Raw genomic sequence first — 22512 nt, 5'->3', positions numbered from 1 at the left:
AAAAATGACTGACACAATTAAAGTTCCTACAATGGCAGAAATGTTTGCTGCCGGTGAAAAACCCGAAGTACTTTTTTGGGTGGGCTGTGCAGGTAGTTTTGACGATAGGGCCAAAAGGATTACCAAGGCCTTTGTGAAGATTTTGAACAAGGCAAAAATATCCTTTGCCGTCTTGGGAACTGAAGAAAGTTGTACTGGTGACCCCGCCAAAAGGGCAGGAAACGAATTTTTGTTCCAGATGCAGGCGGTTACTAACATCGAAGTGCTCAATGCCTATGAAATTCAGAAAATCGTTACCGCGTGTCCACATTGCTTCAATACCATAAAGAATGAATATCCCGGTCTTGGCGGTAGTTATGAAGTGGTACACCATACACAGTTTTTAAAGGAGTTGTTGAAGGAGGGACGTATTGCCATGGAAGGAGGAACCTTTAAAGGCAAGCGAATCACTTTTCACGACCCATGTTATCTGGGCAGGGCCAATGGCGTTTACGAGGCGCCCAGGGAGTTGATCAGGAAATTGGACGCGGAGCTGGTAGAAATGAAAAGCTGCAAGCAAAGAGGGTTGTGCTGTGGTGCAGGTGGTGCCCAAATGTTCAAGGAGCCTGAAAAGGGAAATAAAGATGTGAATATAGAGCGTACGGAACAAGCTCTAGAAACTACTCCGGATATTATTGCGGCCGGATGTCCTTTCTGTAATACCATGATGACAGACGGTGTAAAACATAAGGAAAGGGAAGCAGACATCAAGGTCATGGACATTGCAGAACTTATAGCCGCAGCTGAAGATTTATAACGAAGAGATTTTAACGGTATAAAAGCAACATGCATGTTAGCAGATTTTAATACACTACCAGATGATTCCAGAGTTTGGATTTATCAGGCGAACAGAAGTTTTTCCGAACAGGAGTTGCTTGAAATAAAAAAGGACCTCAATCTATTTCTAGAAAATTGGACCGCACATGGAAAGGACTTGAAAGCCGGGTTTGAAATAAAATATAACAGATTCTTGGTAATTTCCCTGGACCAAAGCGGTCAGTCGGCCACAGGCTGTTCCATTGATGCTTCGGTTCATTTCATACAGCAATTGGAAAAAAAATACAATGTGGAACTGTTGGACAAGATGAACGTTACGTTCAAGCAAGGCGAATATATAGCCTATAAGACCTTGTTGGACTTTAAAGCAATGGCCAAACAAAAATCTATTTCCAAGAATACCATTGTTTTCAACAACCTTGTTGCAACCAAGGGCGAATATCTGGAACACTGGGAAGTACCTGCCTCAGAAAGTTGGCATGCGCGTTTTGTTTGAGACTCCATGGCGTGTGAACATCTAATTTTATTAGGTTTTATCGATGAAATGCAATAAATTTCATGGTTTTATGTTATCTCCATACAGCAAAAACACATGAAGCTTTTTTTTAGACTTTTCTTTTTTCTTTTTGGTTCTTTTACCTCTTTTGGACAAAACCCATTGGTTAGTTCAGATAGTCTGGCACAGGCAGGTTGGGTGGAAAAGCAGTACCAAAATATGACCTTGGAGGAAAAGATAGGTCAATTGTTCATGGTAATGGTAACCTCAAATCCAACCAATGGGGAAAAGGAGCGAATCAAACAGCTTATAAAAGATCAAAAAATAGGTGGTATCATATTTTCTAAGGGAGGGCCTGTGCGGCAGGCTAAACTTTGTAATGATTACCAATCAATTTCGAAATTCCCATTGTTGGTAGGAATGGATGCCGAATGGGGCCTGGCCATGCGTTTGGACTCAACCTATGCGTTTCCATGGAACATGACCTTAGGTGCCATTCAGGATGATAAAATCATCGAAAAGGTAGGCTACAGGGTAGGGGAGCATGCAAAACGTCTAGGGGTACATATTAACTTTGCACCAGATATCGATATCAATACCAATCCTAAAAACCCTATAATTGGGAACCGATCCTTTGGAGAGACCCGTCAACTGGTCGCCAATAAGGGAATTGCCTTTATGAAAGGCATGGAAAGTGCCGGTGTACTTTCGAGCGGCAAGCATTTCCCAGGTCATGGCGACACCGAGGTGGATTCACACCATGATTTGCCCGTTATTCCCTTTTCCAGGGAACGTTTGGATAGTCTAGAACTATATCCCTTTAAAAAATTGATCAACGAAGGTTTGAGCAGTGTGATGGTGGCGCACCTGGAAGTGCCTTCCATGGAGATAAGGGAAGGATTACCGTCATCATTATCGGAACAGATCATTTCAGGCATACTCAAGGAGGAGCTGGGATTTCAAGGACTTGTTTTTACGGATGCCCTGAACATGAAGGGGGCAACAAAATTCGGTACCGAGGGAGCGGTCGAATTGGCTGCTTTCAATGCTGGTAATGACATACTTTTAATGCCTCAGGATGTTGAGGCTGCCAAGAACCTACTGATCAAAAGCTACAATCGGGGCAGGATCAGCGAAGCGAGGCTAGGTCAATCCGTGAAGAAGATTTTAATGGCGAAATATAAGGTAGGCCTCAACGATTATCGACCGATAGTCTTGGAAAATCTCTATGAAGATTTAAATACCGTAGAAGATGATATCCTCTATGAGGAAGCTATTGAGAACGCCCTTACGGTAGTGAAAAATCGGTTTGATTTGATTGGCATCAAAAACTTGGAAAATAAGAAAATAGCCTATGTGAAATTTGGGGATGCACCAAGCGATTCCTTTATTAAGGAATTGAATAAATATACCAAGGTCACCCAAGTCAACGATGATAACATAGAATCACTAAAAAGGCAATTGGAAGATTATAATTTGGTCATCATTGGACATCATAAAAGCAATGAGAGCCCTTGGAAAGCCTATAAGTTTACGGATAAGGAATTGGCTTGGCTTCAGGAAATATCGAATTTAAGATCTTCAAACCTGATTTTAACCGTCTTTGCGAAGCCTTATACACTTTCGGATATTTCAACGTTCCAAAATATTGACGCTGTGGTGGTATCTTATCAAAATAGCGCTATTGCCCAAAAAAAGACGGCAGAGCTACTTTTTGGGGCAATTCATGCCTCCGGTAAGCTACCTGTGAGTGGAGGTTTTGAATTTAAGGCTGGAACGGGCATACAATTGTCCTCGTTAAGTAGGTTGGGATATAGTCTTCCAGAAAGGGTTGGTCTTAGTTCCCAGGGTCTTTCAAAAGTGGACAAATTAGTTCAAGATGGACTGGACAGTCTCATGTTTCCCGGTGCCCAGGTTTTGGTCGCTAGACATGGCAAAGTGGTATATAACAAAAGTTTTGGGAAACCTACGTACGATTCCCAGGTTGCCGTGTCCAATGACGACATTTACGACTTGGCTTCCCTGACCAAAATTTTGGCTACTTTGCCCATGGTCATGAAAATGGAGGAAGAAGGTAAAATAGCGCTGAACGATACCTTTGAGGAACTGGTTCCTGAGTATTCCAATACCGAAATAAAGAATGTAACGGTATTAAAGGCCTTGTCTCACTATGGAAGGTTGCCTGCTTGGATTCCTTTTTATGTCCGTACTTTGGATGAAAACAGGAAACCTTCCAAGGAATTTTACAGGAGCCAACCAACTTCAGGTTTCTCTGTAAAGGTGGCGGAAAATCTTTATTTGACAGATGCCTACAATGATTCCATTTATGATAGGATAGGAAGACAGGATTTAAAATCCAACAGATATCGCTACAGTGATGTGCCATATTACGTAATGAAAAAGTATGTAGAGGATACCTATGGCGATAAATTGGATGAATTAGCGAACGATTTTCTGTACAGTAGAATAGGGGCCGACCGTACTACCTACAACCCATTGGAAAAGTTTCCAAAGAACAAGATAGTTCCCTCCGAAGAGGATAATTATTACAGGTATCAGACGGTACAAGGCTATGTTCATGACATGGGAGCAGCTATGCAGGGTGGAGTAGGAGGTCATGCGGGACTGTTCAGCAATGCCAACGACGTGGCTAAAATTATGCAGATGTATTTACAGAACGGATATTACGGGGGAACTAAGTTCTTTGATTCCAGAACGGTAAAAAAATTCAATACTTGCTATTTTTGTGATAAAAATGTTAGAAGGGGTGTAGGATTTGACAAGCCCCAATTGGAACACAGTGGTCCTACATGTGGTTGTGTCTCTAGAAAAAGTTTTGGTCATAGCGGGTTTACGGGAACCTATACCTGGGCGGACCCGGAAGAAGAAATTGTGTATGTGTTTTTATCTAACAGGACCTATCCTTCGGCCTCAAACACGCTTTTAGTTAAATCTGGGTTAAGAACCCGTATTCAACAGGCTATTTACGATTCCATTATAAATTAAAGAGTAGTTTTGTACATGTAAAGTGAGCCGGTGCAATTCTTGATACCCTTCATGATTGCAATGGTTCATTAAATCTGACCAAATAAATACATAGATTTAGAACGAATGAAAATTGCAATTGTATGCTATCCAACTTTTGGCGGTAGTGGTGTAGTGGCCACGGAATTGGGAATTGCGCTCGCCAATAGGGGGCATGAGGTCCATTTCGTCACCTACAGGCAACCGGTGCGACTGGAACTTTTGAACAACAATATTTACTTTCATGAAGTCCATGTGCCAGAATATCCGCTATTTCATTATCAACCCTATGAATTGGCACTTTCAAGCAAATTGGTGGATACCATAAAATTGTACAATATAGACTTATTGCATGTGCATTATGCAATTCCCCATGCCTATGCGGGATATATGGCCCAAAAGATGTTGGAAGAGGAAGGGATTTATGTTCCGATGGTGACTACGCTTCATGGTACGGACATAACCCTCGTGGGCAAACATCCATTTTATAAGCCAGCGGTGAATTTCAGTATCAATCAATCCGATGTGGTGACTTCTGTGTCCGAAAGCCTAAAGCAAGGTACTTTGGAAATATTCGATATCAAGAACGAGATTGAGGTCATTCCCAACTTTATAGACAAAAACAAATACAAGAATACGTTTACGGATTGCCAAAGGTCGGCCATGGCAAAGGACAATGAACGTATTATTACCCATATTAGCAACTTTAGGAAAGTAAAGCGTATACCCGATGTAATCAAGGTATTCAATAAGATTCAAGAAAGGATTCCTTCAAAACTGATTATGGTAGGAGAAGGCCCTGAAAAGGAAGCGGCCGAAAGGTTATGTGAAGATCTGGGTATTGGCAATAAAGTTATCTTTTTGGGCAATAGTAATGAAATTGACAAAATACTTTGCTTTTCTGATCTATTTCTTTTGCCTTCCCAAACAGAGAGCTTTGGTTTAGCGGCTTTGGAAGCGATGATCAATAAAGTACCGGTGATTTCAAGCAATACCGGTGGAATACCGGAAGTGAACGTTCATGGCTTGACGGGATTTTTAAGCAATATTGGCAATATAGAGGAAATGGCGGAGAATGCAATCTTTATTTTAAAAGATGATGAAACCTTGGAAAAATTCAAGAATAATGCCGTTAAGGAAGCTGAAAAGTTCGATATATTAAACGTGTTGCCATTGTACGAGAAGGTCTACGAAAGCGCTTATAAAAGCCGATTGAAAAATGTCTAGGCACATTTTTTTTATTTTTTCATTTCTTGTCGTTTGCCTTTATTCGTGCAAGAGTAAAGAAAATGTGCTGCAAGATAATGATGAAAATAATGAAATGGAACTTATCCTAAGTGGGGACTACAGTGGTGTAGAAAAGGAGCAGTTGATTAAAATTGATGATCAGGTTGCATTTGAAGAATTTTTTGGACAGATCAATAAGACCAGAAAGCCAGGGATTCCCATTCCGGATATCGACTTTGAAACAAAGTCGGTTCTCCTTCGGTTAAAAGGAACTTCTACCAATAATAAATCCGATATAGCCTTAGGAATATCATCCAATGAAACATTATTGTTTAATAAGATAAAGACAAATTCTAGAAATGAAACAACCGCTGTTTTGACACCTTTCTTTATCTATACCATTCCTAAAACTACGAAGAGCTTAAAAATCCAATAGATTACATCGGATATTTATAGGAATACATCTATCAAACGATAAAAAATACCTTACAAAGGACTTTTTTGAAAACTAGCCAATATTGTACTAGTTTTACGCAGTAATACCCAAATTCAATGGACATGAGAACCAAATATTTATTCTTAGTAGTAGCGATTCTTGTCGTAGTAAATACGTCTTTCGGGCAGGAAGAAGAACTTCAAATAACCTCAAAGGACAGTATTGTAGAGAGTTCTTGGATGGTAGGCGTTGGATTCAATGCCGTAGATGATTCTGGAAACGTCTTTGACGGACTTTTCAATATTGGTGATGAGTGGAATATCTTGCCTTACCCTTCCAGAATTAGCTTGGGTAGATATTTCAAAAGTGGACTAGGTATAGAGGCCATAGGGACTTTGAACAAGTATAAAGAGGGCAAAATTATTGATGGGCAAGTGAATCCTGAAGATATCGACTATTATGCCATTGATGCAAGAATTACCTACGATTTGAACAAAATAATTGGTGAGACAGGCTGGTTCGACCCATACGTAGGTATAGGGGCGGGTTATACCGATGCCAATAATTTGGGAAGGGGAACTTATAACGCTATAGTTGGTTTTAGAACTTGGTTTTCGGATAGATGGGGCTTGGATTTCAACTCGTCCGGTAAATGGGCGATGAGCCAGTCGGATGGGGCAAGCAATCACATTCAACATGCCGCTGGGGTCGTTTACCAATTTGGTATCGAAAAGGGACTATCAAAAAGGGGCGAGGAGAAGAAGGAATTGTTGGCGGCCATTGAAAAGGAAAAACAACGGCAGGCAGATTCCATTGCCGAAGTCAATCGATTAAAAGAGGAAGCTTTGTTGGCGGAGCGACTTCAAAAGGAAAAGGAGGCTGCCGAGCTGGCCGCCGCGGAAAAAGCCGCTAGGGATAAAAAAGAGGCGGAGCAAAAAGCGATTCAAGATCAAATAGACGGCCTAGGGCGAGTATATTTTAGGTTTAATTCCTCGTATTTGACAAATGAGGATAAGAAATTGTTGGATAAACTTGCAGCCATACTCAAAGAACATGAAACCGTCAAATTGGAGATTTCTGCCCATACGGATGCTAGGGGTCCCGAGGAATTTAACCAATGGTTATCTGAAAGACGATTGGAAAGAACGGTCAACTACTTAAATGAATTGGGAATTACATCCGATCGTTTGGTTGGAAAGGCCCAGGGAGAATCACAGCTTACAAACGAATGTGGCAATGGGGTAAAATGTCCAGAGGTAAAGCATCAGGAGAACAGAAGATCACAGTTTAGTATTATAGAGTTCTAACCTAGTCGTTGAAAAATTTGAGCCGGATTATTATTTAAAATGATCCGGCTCTTTTTTTGAAATAAATATAATTGAAACTTTATCCAAAGAATTATCTAAAACCTAAAGATAAAAGGCGCCTTGTTTTTTGTTATTTGCTGATTATGTCCGGTAGAATTATTTTATAAACAAGAATAAATTTTATGTTACTGAAATCTTACTTATAAGTGATATTATCCAACGGTAAATGAAAAAATAGGGGAAATGGATTCATTCCCTTGACTGTCCTTCGTGATCACTTTCCAATAATACGTTATACCCGCAGCCACAGGAATACCAAGGAATTGGTCATTTTCCAAATCCGATTCAAATAACGCAGGGTCATTGTCCTCTCCAAAATAAAGATCATATCCTACAATGTCGTCATCTCGATCTTCCGCATTCCATCGTAAGTTTACTGTAGTTGCGGTCGCTGAGATGGAAGCTCCGTTGGCAGGCGAAATCGCCGTAGCAGGCGAAGGAACAAAAGATTCAGGTCCAGGACCCTCGTTGTAAAAAGACCAAGTTTCACTTCGGATTTTATTGGGGCTGGATGCTGATGAAATACTCCAGGAATATGGGGTAGCCCTCTTTAAGAGCACATTAAGTTGCGGTTGGTCACTTTCAAATTCTTGGATATTGGAGGTGTTGAGATTTGTAAGCGTCATTTTATAGGTTTGTACGCGATCAATACCCTCCCAAAGGAATGTCAATTCACTTTCTGTTTCCGAAACCAAAGTTCCTTCCGTACATTCCGAAAGATTTTCTGGAAAAGTAAGCTCAATGTTAATGCTCGGACCCAATAATTCGGCTAGGTCGCTGTCCGCTGAACAATTTCCAAGAAAGAGGGCAATCATCATTAAAGATGCGACTTTCCTCATGATTTTAGTACTTTGATTATCCTTTTTTTCATACCATTCCCAATTTGAACGACATAAAGCCCATCCGTCCATTGTGAGGTGTCTAATTTAATGGTTTTGTTGTAAACAGGTAGTGTTTCACTGAATACAATTTGTCCTAAAGTATTATAAACCAAAATTTCCTCTTTTTTACCTTCGAAATTGTTAAGAAATAGCTCCAATTGTTCGGTAAATGGACTTGGATAAGCGGTTATGGCATTTTCCATCAGTATGGTCTCCGTATAAGAACCATGACAACCTTCTTCCGATATGATGGTAAGATTGTTTACCTCTTGGGTTAGGGGAAGGGTAATTTCATTTTCTACCTCTTCCCAAAATTCCTGATTTAGTTGAACCCTAAATCGTGAAATGCCTGTGACAGAAACGGAAACTGTATTATCAATAAAGTTCATGGAAGTGGATACCGATAAGGGTTCAGGTTCTCCAATAGTTATGGTGTAGCAACTTTCAAGGAACTGCCCATCAATTGAATTTAGACAAACATTATAGGTTCCCGATGCAAGGTCTGTAAAGGAAATACTTTCATTAAAATTCAAGCTCTCAGAACCTTCTTCATCAGATAAAACGGCCTGATAGTTGCCGCTGGACTTACTTGTTATCGATAATTTTCCGGTTGCCGTCCCCAGACAGGATACCTTAAATGTACTTAGGGTGAACTGATCGGATGGAAATGGAGGAGTATTTGTTGTGGGAGGTATGGGACAGCCATTTTGGGAAACCGTCGTATTTTGTGGAGTATTAGGGCATTCATCTTCGGTATCTGGAACCCCATCCCCATCCGTATCCATAAGCGACCATATTGCAATGTTGTTTGTATTGGAACTATTACCGGCACGGCCAAAATTCCCACCCAAAAATAATTCCTTGGTTTCCTCAATATAATAAAGGGAATTACCTCTATTGTCTATTCCAACGTCCATTCCGGGCCCCAATGCTTCCCAGCCAAGAGTAGGGTTCCACCTGGCAACATTGTTCATCACTTTGTTTTCTGTAGAAATATCGCTTGCCGTTTCAAATGTTCCGGTAACATAAAGTTGTCCGTCGTACCAATTCAAATCATTGACATTACCGCTGATACCAGCACCCAAGGCCTCCCATGTCTGGTTTTGAAGATGAAACCTGGCTATTCTACGTACTGGTTTGTTACCGGCATTCACAAAGTTTCCGCCAGCGTAGACAAAACCATTGTTTATAATAATAGCCTGAACAAAACCACTTGTGCCAGTTCCCAGCGGATACCAATTGGTGCCATCCCATCTCGCAATTCTATTGGCACCTAGACCCCCTGCCAAATCAAAGTTTCCGCCAATGTACAAGTTGTTTTCTTCGTCAAAGGCAATAGCCCTAATCTCATTGTTGGTTCCAGTTATACCTGTGCTACTATCTGTTAGACCTAGCCAATTTCCGTTTTCCCACTTTGCGATATTATTTACCGTCAATTCTCCCGCATTGCTAAACACACCACCGGCGTACAGAACGGAGCCGCTCTTGTCAAAGGAAATTTTGGAAATAGGTCCGTTTGTTCCATTTCCCAATGAATTCCAATTATCCCCATTATAATATGCAATATTATTCGCGGGTATTCCACCAATTTCACTGAAATCACCTGCTACAAAAAGATTGCCGTTAGCAGATAGGGCCATATCCAATATGGGGCCATTGGAGCCGGATGTATAGGCACTCCAGTTACCGTTGGAATCGTACATCGCCAAATTTCCAACGCTTACACCCCCACCGTTGCTAAAATTACCGCCAATTATCAGATTTCCATTACTGTCGGTTATCAAACACTCAACGGTGCCATTGGTTCCTGCATCCAAAGGGGTCCAATTACCTACACCATTGACTTGGATAGTTTCCGGTTCTGAAGAATTCCCTGATAATCGATATATTCTGGCGGTATTTGAATAGCCAAGAAAGTAAAGTTCTCCCGATTCGTCTTCGCCAAAAGATGAGATATACGTGCCGTTTGTTTTGAATAGAAGTTCATTGGTCACGGTATTGGAGGCTTCATCGTAACGCATAGCCCAGACCCTTCCTGAAACATAATCCCCATAAATATAGGCATTTTGCATGCGGGAATCCTGAAGGCCGCCCTTATACCAATAACCTCCGGTAATGGAAACATCCCCAGAATTGTGATCATAATAAAATAGCGGCTTACTATCCGGCGTGGTAACCAATGAAGTTCCTGAGCCATAACTGGGTTGGCTTTCCGCTTCAAATCTGTTCCATCCATAATTTCCGCCTTTTTCTATCAGGTTGATTTCCTCGAATACATTTTGACCAACATCCGCTCCCCATAGTCTACCTTGTTCGTCGAAGGAGAACTTCCAAGTATTTCGTATGCCCCAAGCAAAGAGTTCGTCCAAACCTGCTTGTCCTACCCTAGGATTGTCACTTGGGATTTCATAATTTCCATTGGGTAGTTCAGGATTGGTTTCCAATGGATTATCGCCATCAATATCTACATCGATTCTTAAAATACTACCAAATACCGTATTTAAGTTTTGGCCGTTTTTTTGGGGATCTCCGCCCCCTCCGCCATCCCCTATGGAAATGTACAGATATCCGTCCGGACCAAAGGCGATTTTTCCTCCGTTGTGATTGGAGTCACTCTGGTTTTTTTGGAATTGTGCAATAACAAACTCGGAGGTTTCATCTAAAATATTTGGATTCTCTTGGGATACGGTGTATCTAACGATATTGATCCTGTAATTATTCGGTCTATCTATAAAGTAAACAAAGACATAACCATTTGATGTAAACTGTGGATGAAAGGCAAGGCCCAAAAGGCCAATTTCCTGCCCGGAACTATAGGCCACTTTGTTGGAAATATCTAAAAATGTGGCCACTTCGTTTTGGGAGATGGAAGGACTATTCGGAAATACTTTAATGATTCCGGGCTGTTCTAAAACACATAATCGGTTACTCCCATCAGGTGGTGCCTGCATTTCCACTGGGAAATTAAAGTAAAGGTTAGGAAAGGCATTTTCATAGGTAACCTGGGCGAAAAATGAGGTGCTTACAAATAGCAGAAGAACGACAAGTTGGAACTTAGAAACAGATGTTGGGGTCATGAAATTTTTTATTCTCACAACCTCAAAAATACAAAGTCTCAGACATTTGACTACTTCAAATCCATAAAATATGGACTCGAAAAGGAAGAACGGTCTATACGGCCACCTTTTCGGTCAAACTGGCCCAAAGATTTTTGGACAGTACATTGCTGGACCAAATGATTCGTACACAATGCTCCAAATGCCAAAATATTTTGTCCTCAATTTGGTTTCCAGCCAATAAGGGTCCTGCTACGAATAGGTTTTTGGACGCCTGCATTTTTTTGTCAATATGGAATCCTATTTGTGAAGGATTTGGGGTACAAAGTCCATCTGCTATCAAGCCTTTAAAGAAGGGTGAAAGGTCATCTGCCATCAGGTTGACACTTCCTAGACAATTTACCACAATGTTAAAATCTTCCTTGCCCGTATTTTTCCCGGAATTAATATCGGTACTAGTATAACTAACCTCCAATCCGTTTTCATTTTCTTGAAGCTGTACGAATCTGCCCTTGATATGGGAAAATCGATTCCTTTTGGAAAGCTCATCAACAACTGAAAGGTAGTGGCTTCCGGCACAACGTTGTCTTCGTCCTATTTGATTTCCGTAAAAACAAGCGAAATTTGAAAGTTCTCCCTCATCTAGTCTTGGTAATAATGCACCAAAACCTTTTGAAATAATTCCCACAGAAGTGGCAGCTCCGATCTCAAGGGATTCTGCTGCATCAATATCCTTATGTGCGGCCTCGGAGATTTCCTTGGCAGTTAATGTTTTTTTATGGGACAAAGCGATCAAATGCTTTGGCTCAAAGGATTTTGCTTTTTCATGGTCTACCGTTCCGTCGGGCATAACCCCATGGGAAGACAAGGTCTTAAAGCTTGTTTGGTACTCTTCCAAGGGTAATTTATCACAGATTTTATAGATCATTTCCAATCCACTGGCATTGGCGCCCAAAACGGCTATTTTTGTTGGGAGGTTCTTTTTGTTTCTATTTTTTACGAAATTTACAATTTGCGTCATATTTTCTTCCATCCCAACCCCATAAGGTTCTTTTATATATAGGGCATTTTCTTTATTCAAAATGGGCTTTTCATACAGTTGCTTATAAGGCAAGGAACCAATGGAGAGAACTGTTTTGTCGACATCTAAATGCGTCCCATCATCAAAAAATAATCTAAAATTTTCTCCCTGCCTAGTGATTTTAACAATTTCCTTTTTTATATAATTTACTGAAAGGCAATTTTTTGACATTAGTTTCTCTATCCTCTGCAGCACCTCTTGTTCGATATACCTGCCGAAGAAAAAACGGGGAATATAAAGATCGTCCCAATCACCTTTAATATAGGTGGCATTGTTTTTTCGCACCCAATCTGAAGCATAGTGTCCGCCATGTTCCACGAACTCTTGTGCCAATCCATCTATATTTTCATTCAACCAATTTTTGAAATGCGTTCTTTGAGGTTCTGAGATAAAGTTTTTAAGGTCTTGGATCAAGAGTACCGATTTCCCGGAACGTTCCCCATAGGGCATACCCTTAAAAAAATCATTGCTCTTGTCAATTATATAGAGCTCTAAGTGATCTAGGGAATTTTCTTCCCACTGCTCTAAAAAAGGTATTAGGGTATAGCTAGTGGCTATGCCTGCACCAACGAATGCGATTTTTCTGGACATACTTGTAATCTATAATTTCTATAAAGATCTTCATTTAAGAGGTAAATACCATACTGTTCCATTAAAAATTGACCAATTCACTTAAAATCCCGTTCATTTACCATTGTCCGAAGGGATTCGCTATGAAGTCAACCTAAAATGGTCTGGATGCCTGTTTTATAAAAAAATTGAGTACCCCTTTAGTACATTCGACGGATGTGAATAACCAAAAAAATAAAACCAGAAGGTTTTTATTTTGGTATGGAGAAGGGATTTTGTCCCAACATGCCGAAAAGGGAATCCTGTGCAAGCATGAAACCCACGCAAGCTTTGCCTGCCCGTTCTGCGCTTCCAAATACTTTTGCAAGTTTGCTTGCAACTCATTTGGAAACACAATACCCACGACACTTACGTCGTGGGTTTCTTTTGCGGAGGAAGATGGGATTCGAACCCTCGGGGGCGTGAACCCCAACAGTAACTAGGTTACTGTTTGCAATAAGCCACTCTGCCATTCCTCCCCATATTGTTCCCTTAAGAACGCGCAAATACTGGTAATATTGTTGATAATTCTATTTTTTTGCCTTCGTTATTAACAATTTAGCATATACTTTTCGCGTAAATTTGCGGCGTTGAAATTAATCGTTTTTATAGGGTCATTTGACGATATTTATCTAATGTCGGAAAAACAATGTTTTCTTTTGTAGGCTCAAATTACTATTACCATTGACAAAATGCTATGAAAAAAAATTACACTTTGAATTCCAAAACAATAAGAAAATACATCTATTTCATTGCTTTCACGGGTTTGGCGGCAGGAATAGCTGGTTTCGGTCCCATGTTTATGGGGCCAGGTATGACCAATCCGGAACCTTTTAGCTTAGGCGGAAACACGGCCTTTCCACCTGGAGGCGTTGGAACACCTGCCTTTGAATCGGCATTTCCCAATATAACGTTTGATTCGCCCATTGCCTTTCTACCTGTTCCCAATGACAATTCAAGGATTGTAGTGGCTCAACTGAACGGCGAAATTTATGCAATTGGATCGGATAATGCCACCAATCAAAAACAATTAATTGTGAACTGGGCACCCGAGGTTGGTGATCGGAACGAAGGAGCTGTTTGGGATGGTGGATTTTTAGGTCTGGCCATCCATCCGCAGTTTGGTGTGGACCCTACAAAAAATTTAATGTTTGCTTATTACTCAACAAATGCAGCAAACAATGGCTTGGGAACTGGACAAGGTTTTAGTTGCAATAAGGAAGATTTCAGTGGCAATTATTTGATATTGGAACGATTTAGGGTAAATCCTGCAACCATGGCCTTTGTAGCTGGGAGTAGAGAGATGATGATTCGTAGGGAATTGTATAACACCACTCATAGAGGGGGAGGTATGACCTTTGGTATGGACGGATACTTGTATTTGACTACGGGAGATCAAGCTACCTATGCCAGCGCACAGGATATAGCCAACAATTTGGATGGTGGCGTTTTACGATTGGATGTGGATATGATCGGTGGAGCTACAAGTCATGCCCCCAAAAGATTTTTACAGGACCCTGGAGTAGGTAATACAAATCCCGGTACCCCGGGCTTTCTGCCAAGTGCAGGTTTGGAAATGTCCGGTGCCTTTTACTTCATCCCTAATGACAACCCGTATAATGTACCATTAGGAAATACTACTTCCCCTGTTTTTGAGGAATACTACACCATTGGCCATAGAAGCCCGCACCGCTTGACTATGGATTCTGCTACTGGTGACCTTTATATTGGTGAAGTAGGGGAATCTACCCATGAAGAAATTAATGTTTTAAGAAATACACCTTCTACCGCTGGAAAAAATTATGGTTGGCCCCTTTGGGAAGGTAATGCCAATTTCAATCCAAATTGTACACCTGCTTTAACACAGTTATATAATAACAATCCGCATGAAGGTCCGCTCACGGATTTTGTGAGATCGGAAGCTGGCTCGATTATTGGAGGATATGTATATCGCGGGTCCATTGCCCAATTTCAGGGTAGGTATATCGCCGCTGATTATCAGACTAATCAGATGTTTGCCATCAACACCCAGAGTGGTGCCAAGGAAAATTTAGGTGTGGGGCCTGGACAGGTTATTTCTTTTGGTCAGGACAGGAATGGAGAATTATATATGTTGACCTTAGGCGCTGGTGGAGATAGTGGTATCTTCCGGTTAACGGAGTCGATTAATACCAACGGAGCGCCGCAATTACTTTCAGAAACGGGGGTTTTTAATACAGGTGTTAATAATGATTTTTCTGATATTGGTGAATTGACGGTCACACAAGGGTTTATTCCTTATGAAATGATTGATCCCTTTTGGTCAGATGGCGCTTACAAACGTCGTTGGATGGCTATACCCAATGATGGTTCGCACAATAGTGCTGCAGAACAAATTCAATGGTCTGAAAATGGTGACTGGCAGTTTCCAATTGGTTCAGTTTTGGTAAAACATTTTAATTATCCAATCGATGACACCGATCCCAATGTTACACGAAAAATTGAGACCCGATTTTCTATTAAGGGAACCAACGGACAGTTTTATTTCCTTACCTATAAGTGGAACGCCACCGAGACGGATGCCACATTGGTGGATATGACGGTAGGTGATAATGCAACGATTTCGGTTGCCACCAGTGGTGGTGGAACCCGAAACGTTAATTGGTTATATCCAAATAACGCCCAATGTATAGAATGTCACAGTCCGGCACTTGGTGGCTCCTTAGGGCCAAGAACCCGTTTCTTGAACAAGGATTTTGACTATGCCGAAAAGAGTGGTACGGTAGGAAACCAATTGGTTACCTTAAGTGCTCTGGGAATATTGAATCAAACTATTACAGATTTGGATACGCCTGGTTATTTAACCCATAAGGCAATGGATGATCTAAACGCCTCGTTGGACGAAAGGGCGCGATCCTATTTGGACAATAACTGTGCGTATTGCCATCAGCCTGCTACGGGCAATGCATCACCCATTGATTTGCGTCTTTCAAATTCATTGGCACAAACAAGAGTTTTGACTACCATTGGGAATAATATTCCAGGGGAGCCGACCATTAATTATATAGTGGTCCCAGGGGATGCCGCCAATTCCCAATTGTACCATAGGGCAAATAGTTTGACCCCTGGCGTGAAAATGCCTCCCGTGGCCAAAGGTATTATTGATACGGAAGGTGTGGCCTTATTAGAGGCTTGGATTAATCAATTGCAGCCTCCTGCAAATCCTCCAACACCTGGAAATTATAGAATTGTGAATAGGGCGACTGGCGAAACCTTGCAAGTGCCTGATGGTACCCAGCCTAATGGAGCAAATATTGCCGGGGCTGGATATGAAGGCCTTCCCAAGCAGCATTTTGCCTTGGAGGAACCTATTGCAGGTGATTTCCAATTGCGAGTACTGCACAGTAATAAATATGCGGATGTACAAGGGGGTAGCACTGCAATGAACGCAAATGTATGGCAGTTTCAAGGGAATCTAACTCCCTCCCAGACCTGGGAAATTATTGATGCCGGTGATGGTACTTTCAATATTATTAGTAAACTTTCTGGATATTTCTTGGGTCAGGATGCCACCGGAAATGTTCGGGTCCTTGAAAATGATTTGAGTGATTTTGTGCGTTGGGAGTTTAGGCCTACCAGCCCTCCATTGACCATTGGTCTTGAAGTGACTCCAAGTTTGGTTATTACAGGGGAGGATGGTACGAATGATGAACTTTCCATACGATTAAAATCGGCACCGGATACGGATGTAGTTGTTTCCTTGGAAGGAACTGGTGCTTTGGATGAATTCTCCCTTTCTACAAATCAATTGACATTCACGAATGGAAACTGGAATGAACCACAATTGATAACGGTTTTTGGGCAAAATGACGGTGCAGCTGATGGGGTTCAATATTATGGTATTGAAGTTGACATAGTTAATGCACAGAGTGATCCTGATTATGCCGGTTTTTCGGAAACTATTGGTGGTTATAATGAAGATGATGATGGTGGTGCCGCAGGACCTCCTGCCCCAAGTATCTACAGAATCATTAATGAGGATACAGGGCTTTCCATGGAAGTCTTGAACGCGGGTATTCCAGATGGGACTAATGTTCTTGAAGGTCCTTATGAAGGTAATGCTCACGAACAGTTTGAGCTGATTTTCATGGGAGGTGGATTATATTCTTTTGTTGTCCAACACACTGGTAAGGCAATTGACGTACAAGGAAGTAACCCTGCGGCAGGAACAAATATATGGCAATATACGTTTAGCAACAGTACTACCAATTTGGCCCAGGTATGGACCTTGGAAGATGCTGGAAACGGTACGTATTATATAATTAGCGAACGTGGCGGGCATTATCTAACAGTAGAACCCAACGGAAATATTCAGGTAAATATAAATGACGGTAGCGATAGGTTCAAATGGAGATTTGAGGATACTCAAAACCTAAACAATGCAGGTCTAACCATGAGTGACGAAACCCTTTACACGGATGAGGATGGGGATGAGGATACCTTTACCGTTGTTTTGGACGAAATGCCTACGGCACAGGTGAATATTGGTCTTTTCATAATCCAGGGTGATGATGAAATTACACTTTCAACGAACCAATTGAGCTTTGATTCAAGTAATTGGAACATTCCACAAACAATAACTGTTACAGGAGTGGATGACACTGTCGCTGATGGGGTTCAGGAATTCACAATTGAAGCCTTGGTTGTTGCGCCTATAAACGATCCTAGCTATGATGAAGGTGTAGGGGATTTGTTATCTGGTTTAAATTATGATAATGATGGCGGTGACAATGGTGCTCCAAGACCTGGAATCTATCAGATACAGAATGTAGGTAATACAAATAACCTAACCCCCGAAAATGGTGGATTGGTATGGAGAACGAATATGCTTACACAATTGTACGATGCATCATCTTTCCAACATTTTGAATTGGTTGATGATGGAAACGGCCTGTACAAGTTAAAATTGGTGGATGCTGATATGTATGTCGATATTGAGTTGGGTAATACTGCGGCTGGAGCTAATGTGTGGACGTACACTTCCAATATTTTCAATGCTCAAAAATGGTCCATTGTGGAAGCTGGTAATGAAACATATCACATCATCAGTGCTTTGACCGCAAATCGTTATCTAACCGTAGATGGGACAGGAAATGTGGTCGTGAACCAAGATAATGGCGATGATGCATTTAGATGGCGTTTCTTGCCTACTGGTTTCCCACCGGAGGCAATTGCATCTGCCAATGTAACTTCAGGCAATGTAGATCTTGAGGTTCAATTTACAGGAAGTGCTTCAACGGATGATAAAAACGATATTGTATCCTATCTCTGGGATTTTGGGAATGGCGATACCTCAAATGCTGCCGATCCTGTGTACACCTACACCCAGGGAGGCACTTTTACGTCAACCTTAACGGTAACGGACGGTGATGGTTACACGGATATCAGCGATTCCATCGAAGTAGTCGTGAATGGTCGCCCTGTTGCAGTTGCTACTGCCGATATTTTGACTGGAATCGCGCCATTGGAGGTTAATTTCACAGGTAATCAGTCTACTGATGATCAAGGTATTACTTCCTATAGTTGGGTTTTTGGTGATAGCGGAACTTCCACAGAATCCAATCCAACAAGAGTGTTTGAGATTCCAGGGACCTATATCGTTGAACTTACCGTTCAGGATGAGGGTGGACTTGAGGATACCGCAAGCGTGACGATTACGGTAAATGACAACATGCCTCCAGTGGCCGTGGCCTCGGCGAATGTGACAGAGGGCGATGCACCCTTGGAAGTACAATTCACGGGAAGTCAATCCACGGATGACATCGCTGTTGTAACCTACACCTGGGATTTTGGTGATGGTTCAAGTTCTACGGAAGCTGACCCAGTGCATACCTTCAATATAGCGGGAACTTATTCAGTGATACTAGCAGTAACCGATGGTTCGGGACAGGAGGATACCGAGACGATAGAAATAACCGTAAATCCTGCACCTGGAGCACCGGTAGCAAATGCCACCTCGGATATTACTGAGGGGAATGCTCCTCTTGAGGTAAGTTTCAATAGTGACCAATCCACGGATGATGGGACCATAGAGTCCTTTGAATGGGACTTTGGGGATGGTGGAACATCTACGGAGGCGAACCCTGTATACACCTTTAATACGGCTGGAACGTTTACGGTAACGCTTACGGTTACGGATGATCAGGGTTTAATGGACAACGATACTTTAGAAATAGTGGTCACTTCATTGAATGCACCACCAACTGCAGTTGCCAACTCCAATGTAACAACCGGGCCAGCACCGTTGCAGGTAAACTTTACAGGAGATCAATCCATTGATGACGATGCTGTTGTCTCCTACAGATGGGATCTGGGTGACGGAACCATACTCAATGAGGCGAACGTTACGCATATTTATAACACACCCGGTGTGTATCTTGCAGTACTTCGGGTAACCGATGCTGAAGGCCTTGAGGATACTGATTCAATAACGATAACTGTGGCCGAAACCGGACAGGCACCTATTGCCATCGCTACATCTGATGTATCAGAGGGAGTGGCTCCTTTGGAGGTGACCTTTACAGGAGATCAATCAACAGTCTCATCGGGTGACATTCAATATGCCTGGGATTTTGGGGATGGAAATACTTCCGCCGAAGCAAATCCGGTACATACATTTACAGAAGTAGGTGAATATAGTGTCGTTTTGACGATTATGGATGGAGAAGGTACTACAGACACGGAAACCTTGACCATTGTTGTGAACGAGGATAATGAAACTTTGGAAGAACCTTCTTTTGAATTTGTGTTGGCGCCAAACCCATCCAGTGAATTTGTTGAGGTAATAATGAGCGACAATTTTGATATGGATGAAATTATTGGAGTGATGCTACATGATATGTCGGGTAGGTTAATTCGTCAATATACCCTCAATGAAGTATTGGCTGGGAATGTGATTCGGATTCCTGTATCCGTTTACAGAAATGAGGTTTATGTGGTTACCGTCATGTTCAATAATAACGAGCCTGTTTCTAGAAGGCTTGTAATTCGAAATTAAAGTTTCTTAATAAAAATGATTAAAAAGGGCTGGCCTTAAAGTAAAGGTCGGCCCTTTTTATAATAGTTTTCTTTTTCAAATAATAAGGTGTCCGTCCAAAGGAACATTGAGGGTTGTTTTTTTTGGTAGTCTAATTGTTGGTTATTTTCGTTATAATTTAGGATTAATTATACACTGGATTAAATTGATAACAGTAGTAAGTGGAACCTGACGATCGAGACCAATTTAGTTTAGGACCTTTTTCTTTACTAATGCATTGTGTCAATGGCATCAATATTTGTATGGAAGCCCAAAACAGAGTTTTATTTGTATGGTGTTTTGATTATCAACATGAAAATAATTCAACGGAAAGTTCTTCTTGAAACTATTGAGCATTATTTCTATCTACAATCGATACTTATAAATTGTGGCTATTTTATCGGATTCCATTGCAAAAAGGTTGCTGATGAACGTATATACTTTTTATAGTGGGCCCTCCCAACAATCAATACCTCTTTGCTGAATGTTTATTTTTGACACATAGATGTATCTTCTTCAAAACTGCCATAGCAAGGAACAAATCGGACTCTTTTTCACTTATATTGAATACATTTCTCTTTTGGTGGGGTACTCAGTAGATATTAAATTAGGACCATTGCAATTTTTGTTTCATCCATTATATGCTTTGTCAGACACCACAAAATATCATTTTTCAGGTAAAGATCTCTTATAAAATGTTTCTTTAGGTATATTTGAGCTTCGAAAACGGAGAATACATGGTATGTTCTCCAGTATATTGATAATCGCATGCATCTGTATGCCCCCTTCTTTTCCTCGTTGACGGGATTATTTCAAACACCTTTTGACATATTTGAGAAGAGGCTTATAATAGTCCAATTTACTATTTTGAAATACCTCACCGGCAATGATAGGAAGTTGACATTCAATAAAAGGGAAACATTATTACCTTATGATTAATGTTGGAAGTTGGAAAAACATTAACGCCATTATTTTTATCTTCATTAGAAAGTTTGCTGATCTTTATGGAATTCTTGAGGTGCAAATGTCCTATCCTGCTTTTGAATGCAACCATTGTTCTAGATGGTTTCGAAACAAACTTACAACGCTCAAGGTAGCATATAGTATTGTTGCTAAAATGTCTTTTCTCTTAAATGTGTATAATAAAGGTTACTATCTGGCCGTTTTGAATCCGGAAAAAATATCATAAGGAATCAGCTTCCGTGGTTTCTTGTAAATAAATTGTCCGCTTAAGTATGTCGAATTATTTATAGTATTTTATTTGAGAAATCAAAATAGCCAAGAAGTGGTAAATCTGATTTTGTAAATCTCGCATTTAAATTTTAACCGAACAATTTTGATTTTATAACTCCGGTATGTCGTAGTCCTTTTATTTTGATATTTAAACGTTTTTATTGGGTGCGTATTAGTGTTTATGGTTATTATTGTTTTTCATCGGTGATTACATCCGGGATAAAATAATTAAATATGAAAAGATTATGATTCCAAAGATTATCCATTATTGTTGGTTAAGTGGAGAGGAGTTCCCTAAGGATATAAAAAGAAATATAGATTCATGGAAAAAAATGCTTCCTGATTACAAGTTTATGCTCTGGGATACAAAGAGGTTTAATTTAGAAGATTGGCCCTTTGCAAAAGAGGCTTTTGAAAGAAAAAAGTATGCCTTTGCCTCAGACATCGTCAGGCTTTTTGCTGTAAAAAAGTATGGGGGTATATATTTGGATACGGATGTGGAGGTATTAAAGTCCTTTGATGATTTATTATCCTTACCTTACTTTGTAGGTCTTGAACACGCCAATATTATCGAAGCAGCCGTCTTTGGGGCAGAGAAGGAATCTGAATGGCTTGATCTCTGCTTGCAATACTACGATAATAGACTCTTTGTTAAGGGTGATGGAAGTTATGATACGACCATTTTACCAACCATCCTAAAAACACAATTACTAACCCATAAAGAACTTATCCCCTTACACTATGAGGAGTTAAATTTGATTAATAAGGATTTGTTTTCAAATAAAGATAAATTTTATCTTTTCCCTTTTGATTATTTTAGCCCAAAGGATGTGCAGACAGGAAAAATTCATACTACTAAGAACACATACACAATACATCATTTCAACAGCTCTTGGCTCCCTTATTTTTCAAAGTTAAGAAGGAAAATTAGATTGCTTATTGGAACGGACACTACAAAAAAATTGGTTTCAATTCCATGGGTAAATAGTATTCTTCAGTATTTCAAGCGGATTGAACACAAAAAGGATATGAGCAAAAACTAATATAATTTACTCTAGTTTAGAAATATAGGTGGAATTGATCAAACTTCTTTTGTATAGGTCTATTCAAACTTAAAAGTATAGATTATAAATATTATTCTTTATAGTAGAATAGTAGGATGCAAATCGAATAATGTATTTTTTATAAAAACTTTATAATCAGCTTTATTAATTCTGCTTTTTTATTTAAGA

General features: G+C 40.5%; 11 protein-coding genes and 1 pseudogene. 8 read left to right on the top strand and 4 right to left on the bottom strand.

Features of this window, described 5'->3' with window-relative positions:
• Positions 1-4 precede the first annotated feature (4 nt).
• From DZC72_RS14345 to DZC72_RS14320, 6 genes are all read left to right on the top strand, one after another.
• The gene (locus DZC72_RS14345; protein WP_125223590.1) at positions 5-796 is read left to right on the top strand and encodes a (Fe-S)-binding protein; all 792 of its coding nucleotides are present in this window, start codon (positions 5-7) and stop codon (positions 794-796) included.
• Between the two features lie 33 nt (positions 797-829).
• On the top strand, positions 830-1312 hold the full coding sequence (locus DZC72_RS14340; protein ID WP_125223589.1) for an ABC transporter ATPase: 483 nt from the start codon (positions 830-832) through the stop codon (positions 1310-1312).
• Between the two features lie 96 nt (positions 1313-1408).
• Positions 1409-4318 (top strand): glycoside hydrolase family 3 N-terminal domain-containing protein, encoded by a 2910-nt coding sequence (locus tag DZC72_RS14335; protein ID WP_125223588.1) that lies wholly within the window; start codon positions 1409-1411, stop codon positions 4316-4318.
• A 105-nt stretch (positions 4319-4423) separates the two neighbouring features.
• Positions 4424-5563: an N-acetyl-alpha-D-glucosaminyl L-malate synthase BshA gene (bshA, locus tag DZC72_RS14330; protein WP_125223587.1), complete on the top strand. Its 1140-nt coding sequence runs from the start codon at positions 4424-4426 to the stop codon at positions 5561-5563.
• Between the two features lie 94 nt (positions 5564-5657).
• Entirely contained in the window at positions 5658-5999 is a 342-nt protein-coding gene (locus DZC72_RS14325; protein ID WP_125223586.1) for a hypothetical protein, read from the top strand.
• Positions 6000-6121: 122 nt separating this feature from the next.
• Positions 6122-7306 carry an OmpA family protein gene (locus DZC72_RS14320; RefSeq protein ID WP_125223585.1) on the top strand — a complete coding sequence of 395 codons (1185 nt, stop codon included), beginning with the start codon at positions 6122-6124 and terminating at the stop codon, positions 7304-7306.
• A gap of 212 nt (positions 7307-7518) precedes the next feature.
• Here DZC72_RS14320 and DZC72_RS14315 read toward each other — a convergent pair whose 3' ends face one another.
• The 4 genes and pseudogenes from DZC72_RS14315 to DZC72_RS17830 form a co-directional block, all read right to left on the bottom strand.
• Positions 7519-8205, bottom strand: coding sequence for a hypothetical protein (locus DZC72_RS14315; protein WP_125223584.1), 687 nt, complete (start codon positions 8203-8205; stop codon positions 7519-7521).
• Positions 8202-11324 carry a PQQ-dependent sugar dehydrogenase gene (locus tag DZC72_RS14310; protein ID WP_125223583.1) on the bottom strand — a complete coding sequence of 1041 codons (3123 nt, stop codon included), beginning with the start codon at positions 11322-11324 and terminating at the stop codon, positions 8202-8204. The genes DZC72_RS14315 and DZC72_RS14310 overlap by 4 nt, the downstream gene beginning before the upstream one ends.
• 94 nt (positions 11325-11418) lie before the next feature.
• The gene (locus DZC72_RS14305) at positions 11419-12975 is read right to left on the bottom strand and encodes an FAD/NAD(P)-binding protein (protein ID WP_125223582.1); all 1557 of its coding nucleotides are present in this window, start codon (positions 12973-12975) and stop codon (positions 11419-11421) included.
• A gap of 408 nt (positions 12976-13383) precedes the next feature.
• A pseudogene (locus DZC72_RS17830) lies at positions 13384-13472 on the bottom strand.
• Positions 13473-13690: 218 nt separating this feature from the next.
• Between DZC72_RS17830 and DZC72_RS14300 the strand changes: the two are divergent.
• Positions 13691-20029, top strand: a complete 6339-nt coding sequence (locus tag DZC72_RS14300) for a PKD domain-containing protein (RefSeq protein ID WP_125223581.1) — start codon at positions 13691-13693, stop codon at positions 20027-20029.
• Positions 20030-21471: 1442 nt separating this feature from the next.
• Positions 21472-22323, top strand: coding sequence for a glycosyltransferase family 32 protein (locus DZC72_RS14295; protein WP_262707265.1), 852 nt, complete (start codon positions 21472-21474; stop codon positions 22321-22323).
• Positions 22324-22512: the final 189 nt, after the last annotated feature.

Origin of the sequence: Maribacter algicola, from assembly GCF_003933245.1 — a bacterium.
Taxonomy (GTDB): domain Bacteria; phylum Bacteroidota; class Bacteroidia; order Flavobacteriales; family Flavobacteriaceae; genus Maribacter; species Maribacter algicola.
This window is presented reverse-complemented; position numbering and strand designations above follow the sequence as displayed.